At 70.7% G+C, this 20,319-nt stretch carries 17 protein-coding genes; 13 read left to right on the forward strand and 4 right to left on the reverse strand.

The genetic code is table 11. From position 1 onward, the window contains the following. Window positions 1-5: 5 nt before the first annotated feature. Entirely contained in the window at window positions 6-2,135 is a 2,130-nt protein-coding gene (gene malQ, locus EL338_RS11105; RefSeq protein ID WP_126333801.1) for a 4-alpha-glucanotransferase, read from the reverse strand. A gap of 87 nt (window positions 2,136-2,222) precedes the next feature. Here malQ and EL338_RS11110 point away from each other — a divergent pair, with 87 nt between their 5' ends. Next, window positions 2,223-3,404 carry an MFS transporter gene (locus tag EL338_RS11110; RefSeq protein ID WP_235666443.1) on the forward strand — a complete coding sequence of 394 codons (1,182 nt, stop codon included), beginning with the start codon at window positions 2,223-2,225 and terminating at the stop codon, window positions 3,402-3,404. On the opposite strand, the gene EL338_RS11115 is transcribed toward EL338_RS11110, so the two are convergent. Then, window positions 3,384-3,707: a DMT family transporter gene (locus tag EL338_RS11115; protein WP_126333802.1), complete on the reverse strand. Its 324-nt coding sequence runs from the start codon at window positions 3,705-3,707 to the stop codon at window positions 3,384-3,386. The two genes, EL338_RS11110 and EL338_RS11115, sit on opposite strands and share 21 nt — an antisense overlap. A gap of 13 nt (window positions 3,708-3,720) precedes the next feature. Beyond that, a complete protein-coding gene (locus EL338_RS11120; protein ID WP_126333803.1) occupies window positions 3,721-4,071 on the reverse strand; it encodes a DMT family transporter in 351 nt (116 codons plus the stop codon). 93 nt (window positions 4,072-4,164) lie between these two features. On the opposite strand from EL338_RS11120, the gene EL338_RS11125 reads away from it, so the two are divergent. From EL338_RS11125 to EL338_RS11150, 6 genes are all read left to right on the forward strand, one after another. Continuing rightward, on the forward strand, window positions 4,165-5,724 hold the full coding sequence (locus EL338_RS11125) for a carboxylesterase/lipase family protein (protein WP_126333804.1): 1,560 nt from the start codon (window positions 4,165-4,167) through the stop codon (window positions 5,722-5,724). Between the two features lie 122 nt (window positions 5,725-5,846). Next, complete coding sequence (locus EL338_RS11130) at window positions 5,847-6,725, forward strand: sterol desaturase family protein (protein WP_126336806.1); 879 nt, start codon at window positions 5,847-5,849, stop codon at window positions 6,723-6,725. 63 nt (window positions 6,726-6,788) lie between these two features. Continuing rightward, window positions 6,789-8,204 (forward strand): NAD(P)/FAD-dependent oxidoreductase, encoded by a 1,416-nt coding sequence (locus EL338_RS11135; RefSeq protein WP_126333805.1) that lies wholly within the window; start codon window positions 6,789-6,791, stop codon window positions 8,202-8,204. A 142-nt stretch (window positions 8,205-8,346) separates the two neighbouring features. Beyond that, on the forward strand, window positions 8,347-8,955 hold the full coding sequence (locus EL338_RS11140) for a LysM peptidoglycan-binding domain-containing protein (RefSeq protein ID WP_126333806.1): 609 nt from the start codon (window positions 8,347-8,349) through the stop codon (window positions 8,953-8,955). A 225-nt stretch (window positions 8,956-9,180) separates the two neighbouring features. Further along, complete coding sequence (locus EL338_RS11145; RefSeq protein ID WP_126333807.1) at window positions 9,181-9,861, forward strand: Rv1815 family serine proteinase; 681 nt, start codon at window positions 9,181-9,183, stop codon at window positions 9,859-9,861. A 149-nt stretch (window positions 9,862-10,010) separates the two neighbouring features. After that, a complete protein-coding gene (locus EL338_RS11150; RefSeq protein ID WP_126333808.1) occupies window positions 10,011-11,519 on the forward strand; it encodes an FAD-binding protein in 1,509 nt (502 codons plus the stop codon). A 22-nt stretch (window positions 11,520-11,541) separates the two neighbouring features. On the opposite strand, the gene EL338_RS11155 is transcribed toward EL338_RS11150, so the two are convergent. Further along, window positions 11,542-13,458 carry an ABC transporter ATP-binding protein/permease gene (locus EL338_RS11155; protein WP_276005305.1) on the reverse strand — a complete coding sequence of 639 codons (1,917 nt, stop codon included), beginning with the start codon at window positions 13,456-13,458 and terminating at the stop codon, window positions 11,542-11,544. Between the two features lie 134 nt (window positions 13,459-13,592). Between EL338_RS11155 and EL338_RS11160 the strand changes: the two genes are divergently transcribed. The 6 genes from EL338_RS11160 to EL338_RS11185 are packed head-to-tail and all read left to right on the forward strand — an operon-like array spanning window position 13,593 to window position 20,303. Further along, complete coding sequence (locus tag EL338_RS11160; protein WP_126333810.1) at window positions 13,593-15,233, forward strand: acetolactate synthase; 1,641 nt, start codon at window positions 13,593-13,595, stop codon at window positions 15,231-15,233. Window positions 15,234-15,283: 50 nt separating this feature from the next. Beyond that, complete coding sequence (gene secA2 / locus EL338_RS11165; RefSeq protein WP_179967192.1) at window positions 15,284-17,638, forward strand: accessory Sec system translocase SecA2; 2,355 nt, start codon at window positions 15,284-15,286, stop codon at window positions 17,636-17,638. 24 nt (window positions 17,639-17,662) lie between these two features. After that, a complete protein-coding gene (locus tag EL338_RS11170; protein ID WP_126333811.1) occupies window positions 17,663-18,250 on the forward strand; it encodes a CDP-alcohol phosphatidyltransferase family protein in 588 nt (195 codons plus the stop codon). Next, entirely contained in the window at window positions 18,247-19,170 is a 924-nt protein-coding gene (locus tag EL338_RS11175) for a DUF881 domain-containing protein (protein WP_126333812.1), read from the forward strand. The genes EL338_RS11170 and EL338_RS11175 overlap by 4 nt, the downstream gene beginning before the upstream one ends. Before the next feature lie 34 nt (window positions 19,171-19,204). After that, complete coding sequence (locus EL338_RS11180; protein ID WP_126333813.1) at window positions 19,205-19,537, forward strand: small basic family protein; 333 nt, start codon at window positions 19,205-19,207, stop codon at window positions 19,535-19,537. A 10-nt stretch (window positions 19,538-19,547) separates the two neighbouring features. Beyond that, entirely contained in the window at window positions 19,548-20,303 is a 756-nt protein-coding gene (locus EL338_RS11185; protein WP_126333814.1) for a DUF881 domain-containing protein, read from the forward strand. The last annotated feature ends 16 nt before the right edge of the window (window positions 20,304-20,319 follow it).

Genomic DNA, 20,319 nt, shown 5'->3' on the forward strand with positions numbered 1-20,319 from the left:
CTAAGCTATTTGCGCGTTGCGTGGCGCAGGGTCTGGCACAGCGCCGCGGCCCGCGGGTCGGTGAACACCTCTTCGAGCAGGATCGGGCTGCCGGTCGAGTCGCCAAGGGGCACACGCCAATTGGGGTACTCGTCGGTGGTCCCGGGCTGGTTCTGGGTGCGCGGATCACCGAGCGCGTCGGGCAGCGCCAGCGCCAGCAGCCGCGACGGGGTCCGGCCCAGGTAGCGGTACAGCGCGGTGATCACCGCCTCGGGCTCCGCCTGGTCGGTGCTGAGCAGGCCCACCCTGCGCAACTCGGCCAGCCAGGCCTGCTGTTGGCGCCGGTCCTCGGCGGTCTCCTGCTCGGCCGAGCGGGTCAACAAGCCCAGCTCAAGGCGGATCCGGACGTGTTCGCCGGCCAGGTAGCCCGCCGTCGGCGGCAGGTCGTGGGTGGTCACCGAGGACATGCAGTATTCGCGCCAGCGCTCGGCCGGCAACGGCCGGCCGTCGCCGTCGCGGTCGAGTTCGAACCACAGGATCGAGGTGCCCAGCAGGCCGCGGGAGCGCAGGAAGTCCCGCGCCCAGGGCTCCACGGTGCCCAGGTCCTCGCCGACGACCACCGCGTCGGCGCGCTGCGCCTCCAGGGCGAGGATGCCGATCATCGCCTCGTGGTCGTAGCGCACGTACGTGCCCTCCGTCGGTGCGGCGCCCCGGGGGATCCACCACAGCCGGAACAACCCGATGATGTGGTCGACCCGCACCCCGCCGGCGTGGCGCAGCACGTGCGCGATCAACTCGCGGAACGGCCCGTACTCCTGTTCCTCGAGCTGATCGGGCCGCCACGGGGGCTGGGACCAATCCTGGCCCAGCTGGTTGAACTCGTCGGGCGGGGCGCCCGCGGTGACCCCCAGCGCCAGCACGTCCTGCAGGGCCCAGGCGTCGGCGCCGTTGGGGTGCACCCCGACCGCCAGGTCGTGCATGACGCCGAGCACCATGCCGGCCTGCAGGGCCGAGGTCTGCGCCGCGGCCAGCTGCTCATCGAGCTGCCACTGCAGCCAGCGGTGGAAATCGACGGTGGCGCCGTGTTTTTCGGCGAACTCAGCGACGGCCTCCGAGCGTGGATCCTGCAGTCGGTCGGGCCATTGATGCCAGTCGTCGCCGTAGCGTTCGGCCAGCGCGCACCACGTCGCGAAGTCGTCGAGCGCCGGACCGCGCCGGGCCCGGAAGGCCGCGTATGCCAGTTCGCGGCCGGCCGAGCGCTGCACTCGGTGCACCAGCCGCAGCGCCTTGCGTTTGGCGGCCCACACCGCATCGCGGTCGATGACGTCGCGCTCGGTGCGTCGGGACAGTTCCTCGCGCAGCCGACGCACGCGGCCGCGCTTGGGCAGTTCGGCGTATTCGGGGATGGCCTCGACCCGCAGGTACAGCGGGTTGACGAAGCGCCGCGAGGTGGGCAGGTACGGCGAGGGTTCCATGGGCCGGGTCGGGGCGGCGGCGTGCAGCGGGTTCACCACGAGGTAGCCGGCCCCGTGCCGGGACGCCGACCACACCGCCAGATCGGTCAGGTCGGTCAAGTCGCCGACGCCCCAGGACCGCTGCGAGCGCACGCTGTAGAGCTGTGTGGCCAGTCCCCAGGTCCGGGTGTGGCCCATCCGGGCCGGCAGTCCGAGCCAGCCGGGGGTGACGATCAGTGCGGCGCTGGTCTCGAATTCGCCGCTGCGCAGCCAGATGCGGTGGTAACCGAGCGGCAGGTCCGCGGGCAGGGCGAAGGTGGCCTCGCCGATCAGGCGTCCATCGAGATCGTAAGGTGCGGTGTGGTTTTCGAGCTGCCGCAGATCGGAGCGCACCGTGCCGTCCTCGAGCCGCAGCCAGACCTCGGCGGGAGCGCCGTGGCTGACGTGCACCCAGAACGAACCCGGCCGGCCGGCGACCCCGAGCACCGTGGCCGGCAGCGGCCTCGACCAGTGCGCGCGATCGACCGCGGCCAGCGCCCGCTCCCGTTCGGCCGGCGTGCCCGCCGCAACACCGAGGGCGTCGAGTACCGCCACCAGCGTCGACTCGGGGACCTCCACGCGCCGGCCCGTCCAGTCGTCGTACCCGGTGGCCACCCCGTGGCGTTCGGCGAGTTCGGCCAGGACGGCGTCGGTGGGGGTCATGGGTCCATCTTGCGTGCAGTGGCGGCCGATGTCGCGGCGGGACGGCGGCGCAACGCGGCCCCGGGGATCATGGTGCACCATCGACAGGTGAGTGCCGATCGTCTCCGCCGGGCCAGGTTCGCCGTCGCGGTGCTGTTCCTGACCAACGGGGCGGTCTTCGCCAACCTGGTGCCCCGTTACCCGGAGATCAAGGCCGACCTGCAGTTGACCAACACGCTGCTGGGGCTGTCGGTGGCGGCGTTCTCGACCGGGGCGCTGTTGGCCGGGTGGGCGGCGGCGCGCATCATCCGCCGCTTCGGCGCGGCCCCGGCCGCCGTCGTCAGCAGCCTGCTGCTGGCGGCGCTGACCGTGGCGGCCGGGGCGGCGCCCTCGGCGGCATTGTTCGCCGCGACGCTGTTCGTCGCCGGTGCGGTCGACGCCGTCACCGACGTGGCGCAGAACGCCTCGGGGCTGATCGTGCAGCGCGACTACTCCCGCTCGATCATCAACTCCCTGCACGCCACCTGGTCGGTGGGCGCGGTCACCGGCGGCGGCATCGCCGCGGCGGCGATGGCGCTGCGCATCGACCGGGTGGTGCAACTGAGCGCCACCGCGGCGGTGGTCGCGGCGCTGTGCCTGCTGTGTTACCGCCACCTGCCCGCCGGGCCCGAGCCCACCGCGGCGGCGACGTCGGAGCGGGTGCGCGGCTCTCTCCGATCGCCGGCGGTCTGGGTTCCGGTGGCCGCCCTGGCGGCCCTGGCGCTGGCCGGCGCGTTCGTCGAGGACGCGGGAAGCTCCTGGGCGGCGGTGTATCTGCGGGAGGACTTCGGGGCGCCCGCCGCGGTGGCGGCCACCGGCTTCATCGCCATGGTCGGCCTGCAGTTCGTCGGGCGGACGCTCGGGGACCGGCTGGTCGACCGCTTCTCCGAACGCACGGTGGTGCGCACCGGCGGCCTGCTGATCGCCGCCGGCATGGGCGCCGCGCTGGCGTGGCCGAGCGTGCCGATGACCATCCTGGGCTTCGCGCTCGCGGGCCTGGGGGTGGCCACCGCGATCCCGGCGGCCTTCCACGGCGCCGACAACGTCGAGGGCCTGCGTCCGGGCACCGGGTTGACCATCGTGAGCTGGATGATGCGGTTCGGCTTCCTGCTGTCGCCGGCGGTGGTCGGGGTGCTGGCCGACGCGCTCAGCCTGCGCGTCAGCCTGCTGCTGGTGGTGGCCGCCGGGATCGGGATCGCGCTGCTGGCCGCGACCCTGCGGTCGACGACCTCAGCCGAGCGCGCCGAATAGCTCGATGGTCAGCACGCCGGCGATGATCAGACCGATGCCCGCGACCATCATCGGCGTGAGCACCTCGGCGAACAGCACCCGGGCCAGCAGCGCGACCAGGGCCACCCCGCTGGCCGACCACACGCCGTAGGCCACGCCCACCGGCATGCCCATCGACAACGACACCGACAGCAGCGCGAACGAGGCGACGTAGCCGAGCACCACCGGGATCGCCCACCACCGCTTGCGCAGCCCGTCGGAGGCGCGCAGCGCGAGGGTGGCGAGCACCTCGATGGCGATCGCGCCCGCCAGTGCCCACCACATCAGGACCACCCCATCAGGCCGATACCGCCGCGCGCTGGGTCTGGGCGCGGTGGCTACCGAACTCGATGAGCAGCACCCCGGCGATGATCAACCCGATCCCGATCACGATGGGTGCGGTGAACGGATCGGCGAAGATCACCGTGGCCAGCGCCGCGGTCAGCGCGGTGCCGCACGCGCCCCAGATGCCATAGGCCACGCCCACCGGCATGCCGGTGCGCAGCACCAGGGCCAGCAGCAGGAACGAACCCAGGTAGGCGGGGATCACGAGGGCCAGGAAACCGGCGTGATCCTGGAATGCCCGCAAGGCCAGCGTTCCGGTCACCTCGGTCGCGATCGCTGCGCTCAGCAGCGCCCATTTGCGCACGGGGGACAGGATAGACCCGCCGCGACCAGCGAGTCCGTATCGTACCGGCGAGTAACATGGGCGGTCGGGCGTCGACCGCAAAGGAGTGACCAGATGACCGCGGCGAAAGTGCGCGTGCGTAGCTATCCGATCATCGAGACCGTGTACGGCCCGGTCCGGGGCACCGACGACGGCACCGTCGCCGCCTGGAAGGGCATCCGTTACGCGGCACCGCCGGTCGACGAGTTGCGGTGGCGCGCCCCGCGGCCGCCGCAACCGTGGACCGAGATCGCCGACGCCACCCTTTACGGGGCGGTCTGCCCCCAGCCGGACAGCCCCGTCCCGCTCGGGACCGGCACCCGGTCCTCGGAGGACTGCCTGTTCGTCAACGTGTGGGCGCCCTCCCAAATGTCCTCCGATGCGCCGGCCGGCGGGGCCGCAAAACCGGTCATGGTCTGGCTGCACGGCGGGGCCTACCTGCTCGGCGCGTCGAGTCAACCGCTTTACGACGGCCGGTCGCTGGCGGCCCGCGACGTCGTCGTCGTCTCGATCAACTATCGGCTCGGGGCGTTCGGCTTCCTGGAACTCGGCGGCCTCGGCGGCGCCGAGCAGTTCGACACCAATGTCGGCATCCGCGACGCCGTGCTGGCCCTGCAGTGGGTCCAGGACAACATCGCCCGCTTCGGCGGCGACCCGCAGCAGGTGACCCTGTTCGGGGAATCGGCCGGCGCGGGGATCGTCACCACCCTGTTGACCGCGCCCGCGGCCGCCGGGCTGTTCCATCGCGCGATTGCCCAGAGTTCGCCCGCCACTTCGGCTTACGACGGGGAACGGGGCCGACGGGTGGCCGAGATGCTGCTGCGCCGACTGGGCGTGAGCGTCGACGAGGCGCGCTCGGTACCGGTGGAGGCCCTGGTCGAGGCTTCCTACGAGGTCTTCGATCACGTGCCGAGCAGCACGCCGGGCACGTTGGCCTTCGCGCCGATCGTCGACGGCGACCTGATCCCGGACTATCCGATCAAACTCGCCCGGGAGGGCCGTTCGCACCCGGTGCCGCTGATCATCGGCACCAACCGCGACGAGGCGGCGCTGTTCCGCTGGATGAAGTCGCCGCTGATGCCCATCGCGCCGAAGACCATCCGGACGATGTTCGACGAGATCGCCACCGAGCAGCCCGAACTCGCCATCCCCACCGACGAGGAGATCGAGGCGGCCTACCCGGGGGTGCGGCCCCGGGCGCGGGGGTTGCACGTGGCCCGCGACGTCGGTTTCCGGATGCCGACCCTGTGGTTGGCCGAGGGGCACAGCGCCGTCGCGCCGGTGTACCTCTACCGCTTCGACTGGGCGACGACGATGCTGCGCGTGCTGCGTCTCGGCGCGGCGCACGCCACCGAATTGCCCTACGTGTGGGGCAATCTGGTGATGGGCTCGCGCGACGTCACGTTCAAGCTGGGCGGTCTCAAGGCCGGCCGGACGCTGTCGGATCGCATCCAGGGTCGCTGGGTGAACTTCGCGCGCGGTCAGGAACCGGTGGGGCCGGCGGGGGAGCCGTGGCGCCGGTTCACCCCCGAGGACCGCGCGACGCTGCTCATCGACCGCGAGGATTCGGTGGTCGAGGACCTGGATCGCGAGATCCGGGCCGCGTGGGGCGACGAGGTGTTGAGTTTCCGCTGATCGCTCCGCCGCGGGCGCTACTGACACTATGTTGAACAAGCCGCCGCGGGGCGGCTAGAATCGCCGTCGTGCAGGGCCTTTTCCACTGGGTGTCCGACGCGCTCACGGTGTTGCCGCCGCAGATGCGCGACCCGGTGCTGTTCGCGATCCCGTTCTTCGTGCTGCTGCTGATCCTGGAATGGGTCGCGGCGCGCAAACTCGAGCAGGTCCCGGCCGGCACGCGGCCGCCGTCGGGCGGCTACCACCGCCGCGACGCGGTCGCGAGCGTGTCGATGGGCCTGGTGTCGGTGGCCACGATGGCGGCCTGGAAGTTCCTGGCGCTGCTCGGCTACGCGGCCCTCTACGCCTACGTCGCGCCCTGGCAGTTGTCGGCCACGCAGTGGTACACCTGGGTGATCGCGATCGTGGGCGTCGACCTCGGCTTCTACCTCTATCACCGGATGGCCCACCGGGTCCGGCTGGTCTGGGCGACCCATCAGGCGCACCACTCCAGCGAGTACTTCAACTTCGCCACCGCGCTGCGGCAGAAGTGGAACAACAGCGGCGAGATCCTGGTCTGGCTGCCGCTGCCGTTGCTCGGTGTCCCGCCCTGGATGGTCTTCTTCGCGTTCTCGCTGAGCCTGATCTACCAGTTCTGGGTGCACACCGAACGCATCGACAAGCTCTGGCGTCCTTTCGAATTCGTCTTCAACACGCCGTCGCACCACCGGGTGCACCACGGTCGGGATCCGGAATACCTGGACAAGAACTACGGCGGCATCCTGATCCTGTGGGACCGGCTGTTCGGCACCTTCCAGCCCGAACTGTTCCGCCCGAACTACGGCCTGACCAAGCCGGTGGACACCTTCAACATCTGGAAGCTGCAGACCCACGAGTACGCGGCCATCGCCCGGGACGTGCGGGCCGCGCCCCGGCTGCGCGACCGCCTCGGCTACGTCTTCGGCCCGCCCGGCTGGGCGCCGCAACCCCGCGTCGCGGAGCCCGCCGACCTCGCGTCGTGACCGCCCTCCCAGCTTGGCCGAATCCCTGCCGGGGCCCGGCGCTGCCCGTACGCTAGCGAGACTGTGCAGACCGTCTTTGACCGTCACGTCGATCCCCGGCTGATCGATCGGTCGCTGGCCGATTCGGCCTTCGGTTCGATGTGGCTCGACGAACTCGGCCCGGCGCGCCCGGAGTTCCCCGCGCCGGCCGGCCCGCTGCGGTGCGACCTGCTGGTGGTCGGTGGCGGCTACACCGGTCTGTGGACCGCACTGCATGCCGCGCAGCAGGATCCGTCGGCCGACATCGTGCTGATCGAGGCCGACCGGATCGGCTGGGCCGCCTCGGGGCGCAACGGGGGATTCGTCGACGCCAGCCTGACCCACGGCACCGAGAACGGACGCTCACGCTGGCCCGACGAGCTCGCCGAACTCCAGGCCCTGGGCCTCGAGAACCTCAACGGCATGCAGGACGAGATCGAGCGCCTGGGCATCGATGCCGAGTGGGAACGCACCGGCATGCTGTCGGTCGCCGTCGAACCGCATCAGGTCGAATGGCTGCGCGCGGCCGCCGATGCAAGTGAGGGGCAGTTCCTGGACCGCGAGCAGGTGTGCGCCAAGCTGTCGTCGCCGACCTATCTGGCCGGGCTGTTCGAACCCGACACCTGTGCACTGGTCAACCCGGCCAAGCTGGCGGTCGGACTGGCCCGCGCCTGCGCCGACGCCGGGGTGAGCATCTACGAGCACGCCGCGGCCACCTCGCTGCGGTCGGTCGGGTCCGGCATCCATGTCGAGGCCGCCGGGCACGACCTCATCGCCGAGCGAGTGGTGTTGGCGACCAACGTGTTTCCCAGCCTGCTGCGCCGTAATCGGCTGCACACCGTGCCGGTGTACGACTACGTGCTGGCCACCGAACCCCTGAGCGCCCAGCAGTTGGACCGGATCGGGTGGACGGGCCGGCAGGGGGTGGGCGACAGCGGCAATCAGTTCCACTACTACCGGCTGTCCGCGGACAACCGGATCGTGTGGGGCGGCTACGACGCGGTCTACCACTTCGGCCGCCGGGTGGACCCGGCCTACGAACACCGGCCCGCGAGCTACCGGCGGCTGGCGGCGCATTTCTTCCTGACCTTCCCGCAGCTGTCGGATGTCAGGTTCGCGCATCGCTGGGCCGGCGCCATCGACACCAACACCCGGTTCTGCGCGCACTGGGGATCGGCGCACGGCGGCCGCGTCGCCTACGTCAACGGATTCACCGGGCTCGGGGTCGCCGCGGCGCGTTTCGGCGCCGACGTCTGCCTCGATTTGGTGAACGGCCGGCAAACAGAGCGCAGCCGTCTGGAGATGGTCCGCACCACGCCGCTGCCGTTCCCGCCCGAACCGTTGGCCAGTATCGGCATCCAGGCCACCCGATGGTCGCTGGACCGGGCCGATCACCGCGCGGGCCGGCGCAACGTGCTCCTGCGCGCCCTGGACCGGCTGGGGCTGGGCTTCGATTCCTGAGGCAGGCGATCCCGGCGAGTGGAAAGCTTTCCTAGCAAATGACCGATCAGTAAGCTCACCGATGGCCGGATCGGTGCGGTGCACCATGACCACCGATGCTCCCCGGCAGATCACCGAATCACTCCAAGAGAAGAGGATGCACGTGGGAGACAGTCTCGCCGAAGGGCAGAAGCTTTCGAAGGGGGAGTCGCTGACTTCCAAGAACGGCGCTTACACGCTGACCCTGCAGGACGACGGCAACTTGGTGCTCGCCGCGCGGGGCGAAGCGGTCTGGGCCACTGCGACCAACGGCCAGGACGTGGTTCGCGCCGAGGTCCAGAAGGACGGCAACTTCGTGCTCTACACGGCGGACAAGCCGATCTGGCACTCCGACACCAAGGGCAAGAAGAACGTCAAGCTGGTGTTGCAGGACGACCGCAACCTGGTGCTGTACTCGGGTGATGACGCGGTGTGGTCCTCCAAGACCGACACCACCGACGCCCCGCCGCCGGAGAAGGCCCCGGAACCGGCCGCCGCACCCGCTGCGCAGCCCGAGGTAACCCCGGCCGCGGCCGAGACGCCCACCCCGCCGCCGCCTCCGCCGGCGCCGGCGGCTCCGCGGACCTACACGGTGGCCTCCGGGGACACCCTGTGGGCCATCGCCGAGCGCTTCTACGGCGACGGCAGCAAATATCAGCGGATTGCTGACGCCAGCGGCGTCGCCAACCCGGATCTGATTCATCCCGGTCAGGTGCTGACCATTCCGGACTGATCAGTCCACTCGCCGCGGCGGCCCGGTCCTGGACGGATCGGGCCGCTGTTGCTTGCGGGAGGCATACCGATTCGGCCGTTTGGGTACCTAGCTGGTGGCGCGTCAGTAACGATGACATCACGATGTGCCGATAACTGGGTAAGTCAATTGACACCGGCCGGATTGCATCTCCGGCCCCGACCGATCGGAGCTGGCATGCGCCCCAATACTCGGTGGTCTGGCTTGATGGCCGTCTGGTCGGTCTTATTGGCGTCGGCACTCGGCGCGCTGCTGCTGGCGCTGCCGGCCATCCCGGCCGGCGCGAACCCGGGGGTGCTCGTCCATCCCGGCATGGAGATCCGCCAAGGCAAGAACGTCTGCACCCTCGGATTCGTCGACCCGGGCCGTCGGGTCGCATTCACCGCGGGTCACTGCCGGGGCAACGGCGCCGTCTCCGATGTGCAGGGCAATGTGATCGGCAACCTGGCCGCCTTCCGCGACAACACCCCCAACGGCGCGACCGTGCGCACCGACGACCTGATCGCCGACTACGGCGCGATCGTGCTCAGTCCCGAGGTCGCGGTCAACGACGTGATGCCCGGGGGCCGCCAACTGGCCGCCGAACCCGGCCGGTTGCCGCAGGTCGGCCAGCCGGTCTGCCACTTCGGCGTCGTCACCGGCGAGAGTTGCGGCACGGTCAAGGCCGTCAACAACGGCTGGTTCACCATGGCCGACGGCGTCGTGAGCCAGCAGGGCGACTCGGGCGGTCCGGTCTACGTGGTCGACGGCCCGCGCGCGGTGATCATCGGGATCTTCAACAGCACCTGGGGTGGGTTCCCGGCCGCCGTGTCGTGGCAGTCGACCTCCGATCAGATCCGCGAGGACGTCGGCGTGGTCAACACCGCCGCGTTCATTCCCGCCGCCTGACCCACCCGCGCCGAACTAGAACGTGTTCAGCGTGCCGCCGCGGCCCTGATCTTCGGTGATCTACCGGGGGTTCTGCCGTCGGCGGGCCATCCTGGGCTATTCTGCGACCCGATGAGTATTAGTGTCCAGACTGCTGTCCAGGAGCAAGCGTGAGCACCGAGATCCCGCCCACCACCAACGCCGCTGACATCGCCGGGTGGGCCGAGGCCACCGACGGCGTCGACGTGCTGGTCGTCGGCTTCGGCATCGCCGGGGGCTGCGCGGCGGTCACCGCGGCCGCGGCCGGTGCGACAGTGCTGGTGCTGGAGAAGGCCGCCGCCGGCGGCGGCACCACCTCGATGGCCGGCGGCCACTTCTACCTCGGCGGCGGCACCGCCGTGCAACAAGCCACCGGGCACGACGACACACCCGAGGAGATGTACAAGTACCTCGTCGCCGTCGCCCAGGATCCCGACCACGAGAAGATCCGCGCCTACTGCGAGGGCAGCGTCGAGCACTTCAACTGGCTGGAGGCCCTGGGTTTCCAGTTCGAACGCAGCTACTACCCGGGCAAGGTCGTGGTGCCCCCGGGCACCGAGGGGTTGTCCTACACCGGCAACGAGAAGGTGTGGCCGTTCCTCGAACAGGCCAAGCCCGCCCCGCGCGGGCACTCCGTGCCGGTGCCCGGTGAACTCGGCGGTGCGGCCATGGTCATCGACCTGCTGCTGAAGCGGGCCGAGGAACTCGGCGTGCGGTTCCGCTACGAGACCGGCGCGACCGGTCTGGTGGTCGACGACGACGGCGCCGTGGTGGGCGCGACCTGGAAGCACTTCGGCGAGACCGGCGCGGTCAAGGCCGACGCGGTGATCATCGCCGCCGGCGGCTTCGCGATGAATCCCGAGATGGTGGCCGAGCACACCCCGGCGCTGGGGCAGCCGCGACGCACCAAGAGCCACGGCCTGGTGGCGCCCTACATCCTGGGCAACCCGAACGACGACGGGCTGGGCATCCGGCTGGGGGTTTCGGCCGGCGGCGTCGCGAAAAGCCTTGACCAACTGTTCATCACGGCCGCGGCGTATCCGCCGGAGATCCTGCTGACCGGCATCATCGTGAACTCCGACGGTCAGCGCTTCGTCGCCGAGGACTCCTACCACTCGCGCACCTCGGCCTTCGTGCTCGAGCAGCCCGATCAGACCGCCTACCTGATCGTCGACGAGGCTCACATGCAGATGCCGGAGATGCCGCTGATCAAGTTCATCGACGGCTGGGAGACCGTGGCCGAGATGGAGGAGGCCCTCGGGATCCCGGCCGGCAACCTGGTCGCCACGCTGCAGCGCTACAACGACAACGCCGCCGCCGGCGTCGACCCGGACTTCCACAAGCAGCCCGAATACGTTGCGGCCCAGGACACCGGGCCGTGGGCGGCCTTCGATCTGTCCCTCGGGCGCGCGATGTACTCGGGGTTCACCATGGGCGGGCTGGCGGTGTCGCTGGACGGCGAGGTGCTGCGCGCGGACGGCACGGCGGTGCGCGGCCTCTACGCCGCCGGTGCCTGCGCGTCGAACATCGCGCAGGACGGCAAGGGTTACGCCAGCGGCACCCAGCTCGGCGAGGGCTCGTTCTTCGGCCGCCGGGCCGGCGCGCACGCGGCCGCGCTGGCGACCGCGGCCCGCTCCTAGGTCACCTAATAGGTCACCTAGGTCAGGACACCGGCGCCGCCGGGTCCTCGATCCGGCCCAGCCGCCACGCGCCGCCGCCGAGCAACTCCAGGCGCTGCTCGTGGTGCTGGGCGACGGTGGCCCGGTGCGCGACGCTGATCAGCACGGTGTCGGGCAGCTCGTCGCGCACCAGTTGGTAGAGCATGAACTCCAGCCCCTCGTCGAGCGCCGAGCTGGCCTCGTCCAGGAACACCGCCTTCGGCCTGGTCAGCAGGATCCGGGCGAACGCGACCCGCTGCTGCTCGCCGGGCGAGAGCACCTTGGCCCAGTCGTGCACCTCGTCGAGGCGGTCGGCCAGCTGCGGCAGCGCGACCCGGCCCAGCACCGCGCGCAGTTTCTCGTCCGGAATCTCGCCGGGGCCGCTGGGGTAGGACACCACCCCGCGCAGATCGCCCAGCGGCACATACGGCAGCTGCGACAGGAACATGGTCTCGTTGGTTCCCGACGGGCAGCGCAGCGTGCCGGTGGTGTACGGCCACAGCTGCGCGAGGCTGCGCAGCAGGGTGGTCTTCCCGGTGCCGGACTTGCCGCTGACGATCAGGGTGTCGCCGACGTCCAGGCGCAGGTCCACCGGGTCGATCAGCTGCTTGCCATCGGGCGTGCGGACCTCGACCTCGTCGAGTTCGACGAGGGCCGCCGCGCTGGGCTCCACGGTCAACGACGGCAGCGCCCGGCCCTGCTCGTTGGACACCACCAGGCCGTGCAGTCGGATGATCGCCGCCTGCCAGCCGGCGAAGCTGTCGTAGGAGTTCCGGAAGAACGACAACCCGTTCTGGATCTCGCTGAAGGCCGTCGCGCTCTGCGTCACGTCGCCGAACCGGATCTCGCCGGCGAACAGCCGCGGGGCCTGCAGCAGCCAGGGCAGCGGGACGATGATCTGGCTGATGGACAGGTTCCAGCCCAGAAAGCCCATGTTCCGGTTGATGTAGCGCTTGTAGTTGTCCACCACGGGTTCGAACCGCCGGCTCAGTTGCAGCTTCTCGGCGAGTTCGCCGCGGTAGAAGGCCACCGACTCGGCGGCGTCGCGCAGGCGCACCAGCGCGTACCGGAAGGCGGCGTTGAACTTCTCGTTGTTGAAGCTCAGCAGGATCAGCGGGCGGCCGATCCAGAACGCGATCACCGTCGCGATGAACACATACAGCAGGCCCACCCAGAACATCGCCCGCGGCATGGTGATGCCCAGGAACGTCAACTCGCCCGAGAGGTTCCACAGGATCGCGGTGAACGAGATGACCGACATGATCGAGGACACCGCGCCGAACAGCAGCGTGCTGGTGCTCAGGTTGGTGGGCACGTTGGGCAGCGGTCCGACGCCGGCGGTGAAGATGTCGATGTCGGCCTGGATGCGCTGATCTGGGTTGTCGATCGTGTCGTCGATGAACCGCGTCCGGTAGTAGGCGCGGTGATCGAGCCAGTCCTCGGTCAGGCGGTCGGTCAACCAGGCCCGCCAGGTCAGCATGAACCGCTGGGTCATGAACAGGTCCAGCATGATCCGGGCCACGTGCAGCGTGGCCAGCAGCGCGAACATCCACAACGCGGCCCAAAAGCCGCTGACACCAGACTGTTCCACCGCCTCGTCGCCGGCGGCCATGCCCTGCACCGCGATCTGGACGGCCGAGTACATGTCGTTGCCCTGGAAGCTGAACAACACCGACAACCGCACCCCGGCGGTGACCGACAGCAGCAACGCCGCCAGCCACAGCCACACCAGCACGCTCCCCGGGCCGGTGAAGTAGTCGCTGGTGATCCGCCAGAACTGCCGGCCCCACCGGGTGAACTTGACGATCAGGAACACGAACGCGAAGGTGCACGCGGCCGCAATCGCCCAGCCCTTCGCAATCCACATCAACGACGTGACGAGTTCCTGCCCCCAGTTCAGGCTGGGGGAGAACGGTTCCAACGCGTTCACCAGCGACGTCTCCTGCCTCATCCACCCCGACGACGCCTGCCGCCGCGAAATCTCTGCGGCGAAGCTACCGCAGCAACGTCCCCGCGGCGACGCCGCGCGCCGAAACGGGTGATTAGGCTGCCGCCATGAGCACCGACGCTCCCGCGAATCCCGTGCACGCCGGTCAACTGATCGCCCGACGGCTGCGGGCCAACGGCATCGACACCATGTTCACGCTGTCCGGCGGACACCTGTTCTCCCTCTACGACGGCTGCCGCAGCGAAGGCGTGCGGCTGATCGACACCCGCCACGAGCAGACCGCGGCATTCGCCGCCGAGGGCTGGGCCAAGGTCACCCGGGTGCCAGGGGTCGCGGCGCTGACCGCGGGACCGGGCGTCACCAACGGGATGAGCGCGATCGGCGCCGCCCAACAGAATCAGTCGCCCATGCTGGTGCTCGGCGGGCGCGCCCCCGCGGCACGCTGGGGCATGGGCTCGCTGCAGGAGATCGACCACGTCCCGTTCGTCGCGCCGCTGACCCGTTATGCCGCAACGGCTCCCGCGCCCGACGCGGTGGCCGCGATGGTCGACGAGGCCCTGTTGGCGACGGTGTCGGCGCCGTCGGGAGTGGCCTTCATCGACTTCCCGATGGACGTCGTGTTCGGCACCGCCGCCGATGCCGGCGGTCCGGGGGCGCTGACCGTGGCCCGCGCCCCGGCCACGGCCGAGCCCGATCAGCTGCAGCGCGCCGTCGACCTGCTGGCCGCCGCGCGGCGACCGGTCATCATGGCCGGCACGAACGTGTGGTGGGGCCGGGCCGAGGAGCAACTGCTGGCGCTGGCGCAGTCGCGGCGGATCCCGGTGCTGATGAACGGGATGGCCCGCGGCGCGGTGCCGGCCGACCACGAGCTGGCGTTCTCCCGGGCCCGCGCCGAGGCGCTGCGCGGCGCCGACGTCGCCGTGGTGGTCGGGGTCCCGATGGACTTCCGGCTGGGATTCGGCGCGGTGTTCGGCCCCGAGACCGCGCTGATCGTCGCCGACCGGGTGCGGCCCGAGCGCGCGCATCCCCGCGAGGTGGCCGCCGAACTCTACGGCGACCTGCCGAGGATCCTGGCCGCCCTGGGCTCCGGGGGCGGCGGCGACCACGAGGAGTGGATCGGCGCGCTGCGCGAGGCCGAGACCACCGTCCGCGCCGGCGAGACCGCCGAGTTGGCCGACGACCGGGCCCCGCTGCACCCCATGCGGGTCTACGCCGAGCTGCGCCCGATGCTGGACCGCGACGCCATCGTCGTCATCGACGCCGGCGACTTCGGCTCGTACGCCGGGCGTGTCATCGACAGCTACGTGCCGGGTGCCTGGCTCGACAGCGGGCCGTTCGGCTGTCTGGGGTCGGGACCGGGTTACGCGCTGGCCGCCAAGCTGGCCCGCCCGGAACGGCAGGTGGTGCTGCTGCAGGGCGACGGCGCCTTCGGCTTCTCCGGGATGGAGTGGGACACGTTGGTGCGCCACGGTGTCCAGGTGGTCTCGGTGATCGGCAACAACGGCATCTGGGCGCTGGAGAAGCACCCGATGGAAATGCTGTACGGCTACTCGGTGGTCGCCGACCTGCGCCCGGGCACCCGCTACGACCAGGTGGCGGCCGCCCTCGGCGGACACGGCGAGCTGGTGTCGGCGCCCGCGGAACTGCGCCCCGCGCTGCGCCGGGCCTTCGAGTCCGGGCTGCCCGCCGTCGTCAACACGTTGACCGATCCCACGGTGGCCTACCCGCGCCGCTCCAACCTGGCCTGACCGGCGGACCAGCGGGCCGCAGCCGCGGCGCGCCCGCGTACCGTGAACCTGTGGCACGCACCTCCAAGACTGAAACAAGAGCCGGCGCCAAGACCGGCGGACGCCTGAGCGGTCGCTTCTGGAAGCTCCTGGGCGCGAGTTCGGAGAAGATCCAGGTCCGTTCGATGAACGAGGTCAACGCCTCGGCCGAGTTCGACGCCAAGGCCGCCGGCCTCGACGACGAGCAGCTGCGCAAGGCCGCCCAGCTGCTGGCCCTCGGCGATCTGGCCGAGTCGTCGGACATCCCGCAGTTCCTGGCCATCGCCCGGGAGGCCGCCGAGCGGGCCACCGGGCTGCGGCCCTTCGATGTGCAGCTGCAGGGCGCCCTGCGGATGCTGGCCGGCGACGTCGTCGAGATGGCCACCGGTGAGGGCAAGACCCTGGCCGGCGCGATCGCCGCGGCCGGCTACGCGCTGGCCGGCCGGCACGTGCACGTCATCTCGGTCAACGACTACCTGGCCCGCCGCGACGCCGAATGGATGGGCCCGCTGCTCGAGGCCATGGGACTCACCGTCGGCTGGCTCACCGAGAACTCCACGGCCGAGGAGCGCCGCGCCGCCTACGCCTGCGACGTCACCTACGCCTCGGTCAACGAGATCGGCTTCGACGTGCTGCGCGATCAGCTGGTCACCGACGTCGCCGATCTGGTGTCGCCCAAGCCCGACGTCGCGCTGATCGACGAGGCCGACTCGGTCCTCGTCGACGAGGCGCTGGTGCCGCTGGTGCTGGCCGGCACCACCCACCGCGAGACCCCGCGCCTCGAGATCGTCGAGTTGGTCGGCTCGCTGACCCCGGGGGAGGACTACGACTCCGACAGCGACCGGCGCAACATCCACCTCACCGAGGCCGGCGCCCAGAAAGTCGAGAAGGCCCTCGGCGGCATCGACCTGTACTCCGAGGAACACGTCGGCACCACGCTGACCGAGGTGAACGTCGCGCTGCACGCGCACGTGCTGCTCGAACGCGATGTGCACTACATCATCCGCGACGGGGCGGTGCGCCTGATCAACGCCTCCCGCGGCCGCATCGCTCAGCTGCAGCGCTGGCCCGACGGCCTGCAGGCCGCCGTCGAGGCCAAGGAGGGCATCGAGACCACCGAGACCGGCGAGGTGCTCGACACCATCACCGTGCAGGCGCTGATCAACCGCTACCCGAGGGTGTGCGGGATGACCGGCACCGCGCTGGCCGCCGGCGAGCAGCTGCGGCAGTTCTACAAGCTGGGCGTGTCGCCGATCCCGCCGAACACCCCGAACATCCGCGAGGACGAGGTCGACCGGGTCTACATCACCGCCGCGGCCAAGATGGACGCGATCATCGACCACATCACCGAGGTGCACGCCACCGGGCGGCCGGTGCTGGTCGGCACCCACGACGTCGCCGAGTCCGAGGAACTGCACGAGCGGCTGGTCAAGCGCGGGGTGCCCGCGGTGGTGCTCAACGCCAAGAACGACGCCGAGGAGGCCGCGGTGATCGCCGAGGCCGGCAAGCTGAACGCCGTGACGGTGTCCACCCAGATGGCCGGGCGCGGTACCGACATCCGGCTCGGGGGCACCGACGGTCGCGAACACGACGACGAGAAGACGGTGGCCGAGCTCGGCGGCCTGCACGTCGTCGGCACCGGCCGGCACACCACCGAACGGCTCGACAATCAGCTGCGCGGCCGCGCCGGGCGCCAGGGCGATCCGGGCTCCTCGGTGTTCTTCGCCAGCTGGGAGGACGAGGTGGTGGCCAGCCACCTCGAGCCCGGCAAGCTGCCCACCGAGACCGACGACGAGGGCCGCATCACCAATGCCAAGGCCGCCTCGCTGATCGACCACGCCCAGCGGGTGGCCGAGGGCCGGCTGCTCGACGTGCACGCCAACACCTGGCGGTACAACCAGCTGGTCGCCCAGCAGCGGGCGATCATCGTCGACCGGCGCAACACGCTGCTGTCCACGCCCACGGCCCGCGAGGAACTCAAGGAACGCGCGCCGGAGCGCTACGAGGAACTCGCCGAAGCGGTGTCCGAGGACGAACTCGAGCGGATCTGCCGGCTGATCATGCTCTACCACCTGGACCGCGGTTGGGCCGACCACCAGGCCTTCCTCGCCGACATCCGGGAGAGCATCCACCTGCGGGCGCTGGGCCGGCAGAACCCGCTCGACGAGTTCCACCGGATGGCCGTCGACGCGTTCGGATCGCTGGCCGCCGACGCCATCGAGGCCGCCCAGCAGACCTTCGAGACGGCCAACGTGCTCGAGGACGAACCGGGCCTGGACCTGTCCAAGCTCGCCCGCCCCACCTCGACGTGGACGTACATGGTGCACGACAACCCGCTCCAGGACGACACGCTGTCGGCTCTGAGCCTGCCTGGGGTGTTCCGCTGATTGCGGCCAACTAGGTTAGGGGCCATGGACGCGGGGGATGCGCGGGATCGGGTTCTGACCGTTCCCAACGTGCTCAGCGTTGTGCGCCTGGTGCTCATCGGCGTCTTCGTGTACCTGCTGCTGGGCACGCAGTCCTACGGGTGGGCCGTGGCGGTGCTGATGATCAGCGGCGCCTCGGACTGGGCCGACGGCAAGATCGCGCGGGTGATGAACCAGTCCTCGCGGCTGGGCGAGCTGCTGGACCCCGCGGTCGACCGGCTGTACATGATCGTCATCCCGATCGTGTTCGCGGTGGCGGGCCTCATCCCGTGGTGGATCATCGTGCTGCTGCTGGCGCGCGACGGAATCCTGGCCGCGATGCTGCCGGTGCTGCGCAGTCGCGGGCTCACGGCGCTGCCGGTCACCTACATCGGCAAGGCGGCCACCTTCGCCCTGATGTCGGCGTTCCCGCTGATCCTGCTGGGTCAGTGGGATGCGTTGTGGAGCAATGTCATCGGCGCCTGCGGCTGGGGTTTCCTGATCTGGGGGATCGGGATGTACCTGTGGTCGTTCGTGCTCTACCTGATCCAGGTCGCCATGGTGGTGCGACAGCTACCCCGGGTGCCGCGGTGACCGACCCCGAGCGCAAGCCCGCCGGCTACGCGCTCGGCGGTTACGAGCCGCGGGCGGGACTGTCGGCCGGGCAGGCCCGCGGGGTGCAGAAGCTGCCGGTGCCGTCGCTGCTGCGCTCGCTGCTGTCCGAACATCTCGACCCCGGCTACGCCGCGGCCGCGGCCGCGCGCACCGATTCCGGGCCACGCCGCCGCGGCGACTGGGCCTGGCAGGCGCTGGCGGCCCTGCTGATCGCCGCGGTGTTCGCCGCGGCGATGGCGCAGGCGCGCTCCACCGCCCCCGGCGTGTCGGCGACGCAGCGCGCGCTGGCCGAATCGGTGAAGTCGACCTCGGCGAGCGCCGATGAGCTCACCACCCGGCGCAACGCCCTGGTGGCCGAGGTGGACGAGGTCGCCCGCCGGCAGCTGGCCGACGACGCCGAGGGCAATCAGCTGCTCGACCAGCTCGACACCCTCGGCCTGGCGGCGGCCGGTTCGGCGGTCATCGGCCCCGGGCTGACCATCACCGTGACCGACCCGGGGGCCGCGCGCGACCTCACCGACGTCTCCAAGCAGCGGCTGCCGGGAAGTCAGCAGGTGATCCTGGACCGCGACCTGCAGCTGACCGTCAACTCGCTGTGGGGCAGTGGCGCAGAGGCGATTTCGGTCGGCGGGGTGCGGATCGGGCCCAACGTGACCATCCGGCAGGCCGGCGGCGCGATCCTGGTGGACAACCGCCCCATCACCAGCCCGTACGAGATCCTGGCGATCGGCCCGCCGAACACCATGGCCGAGAACTTCGACCGCAGTACGGGGTTGCGGCGGCTACGGCTGCTGGAAACCTCCTATGGTGTCGGCGTGACCGTGAGCGCCGGCGAGGGGCTGGCCATCCCGGCCGGCACCGTGCGGGAGGTCACCTTCGCGAGGACCGAGCCGCGGTGACCGGAAACGCACGGACGACGAAGGGGGACCGGAATTGATCGGCATCGCCGCGCTGGTGGTCGGCATCGTGCTCGGGTTGGTGTTCCAGCCCAGCGTCCCGGAGGTCGTCGAGCCGTACCTGCCGATCGCCGTGGTCGCGGCCCTCGACGCGGTCTTCGGGGGTCTGCGCGCGTACCTGGAGCGGATCTTCGACGCCAAGGTGTTCGTGATCTCGTTCGTGTTCAACGTGCTGGTGGCCGCGCTGATCGTCTACCTCGGTGACCAACTCGGCGTCGGCACGCAGCTGTCCACCGCGATCATCGTGGTGCTCGGTATCCGCATCTTCGGCAACGCCGCCGCGCTGCGGCGCCGGCTGTTCGGGGCCTGAGGGGGCCGCCATGAACCAGCCCGACCCCGAGCCGCACGGCCGCCACGAGTTGCCCGAAGAGCCTGCGGCGCGGTCGCGTTCGGAGCGGCTGTTCGTGGTGCTCGCGGTGGCGCTGTGTGTGGCGCTCGGCGCCGCCATCGTCACCCAGGTCCGCCAGACCGACAGCGGCGACGCGCTGGAGTCGGCGCGCCCGGCCGATCTGGTGGTGCTGCTGGATTCGCTGCAGCAGCGCGAGGCCGCGCTGAACACCGAAGTCGTTGAGCTGCAGCGCACTCTGTCCTCGCTGGAGGCCTCCGGCTCCTCCGATCAGGCCGCCATCGACAACGCGCGCGCCCGGCTGGCCGCGCTGTCGATCCTGGTGGGAAGTGTGGCCGCCACGGGCCCCGGGGTGACCGTCGTCATCGAGGACCCGGCCCGCGGCGTCGCCCCGGAGACGCTGCTCGACGTCATCAACGAGTTGCGCGCCGCCGGCGCCGAGGCCATCCAGATCAACGCGGCCGACCGCAGCGTGCGGGTCGGCGTCGACACCTGGGTCACCGGCCCCCCGGCCGAACTGCTGATCGACGGCGTGGTCCTGACGCCGCCGTATTCGGTTCTGGCCATTGGGGATCCGCCGACGCTGGCCGCGGCGATGAACATTCCTGGCGGCGCCGTCGACAGCGTGGAGCGGGTGGGCGGCTCGATGGAGCTGACCCAGTCCGAGCGCGTCGACGTGACCACCTTGCGGCAACCGAAACCCCGCCAATACGCTCAGCCCGTCAAGTAAGAACCCGTGCGATCCC

Source organism: Mycolicibacterium chitae (assembly GCF_900637205.1).
Classification (GTDB): Bacteria; Actinomycetota; Actinomycetes; order Mycobacteriales; family Mycobacteriaceae; genus Mycobacterium; species Mycobacterium chitae.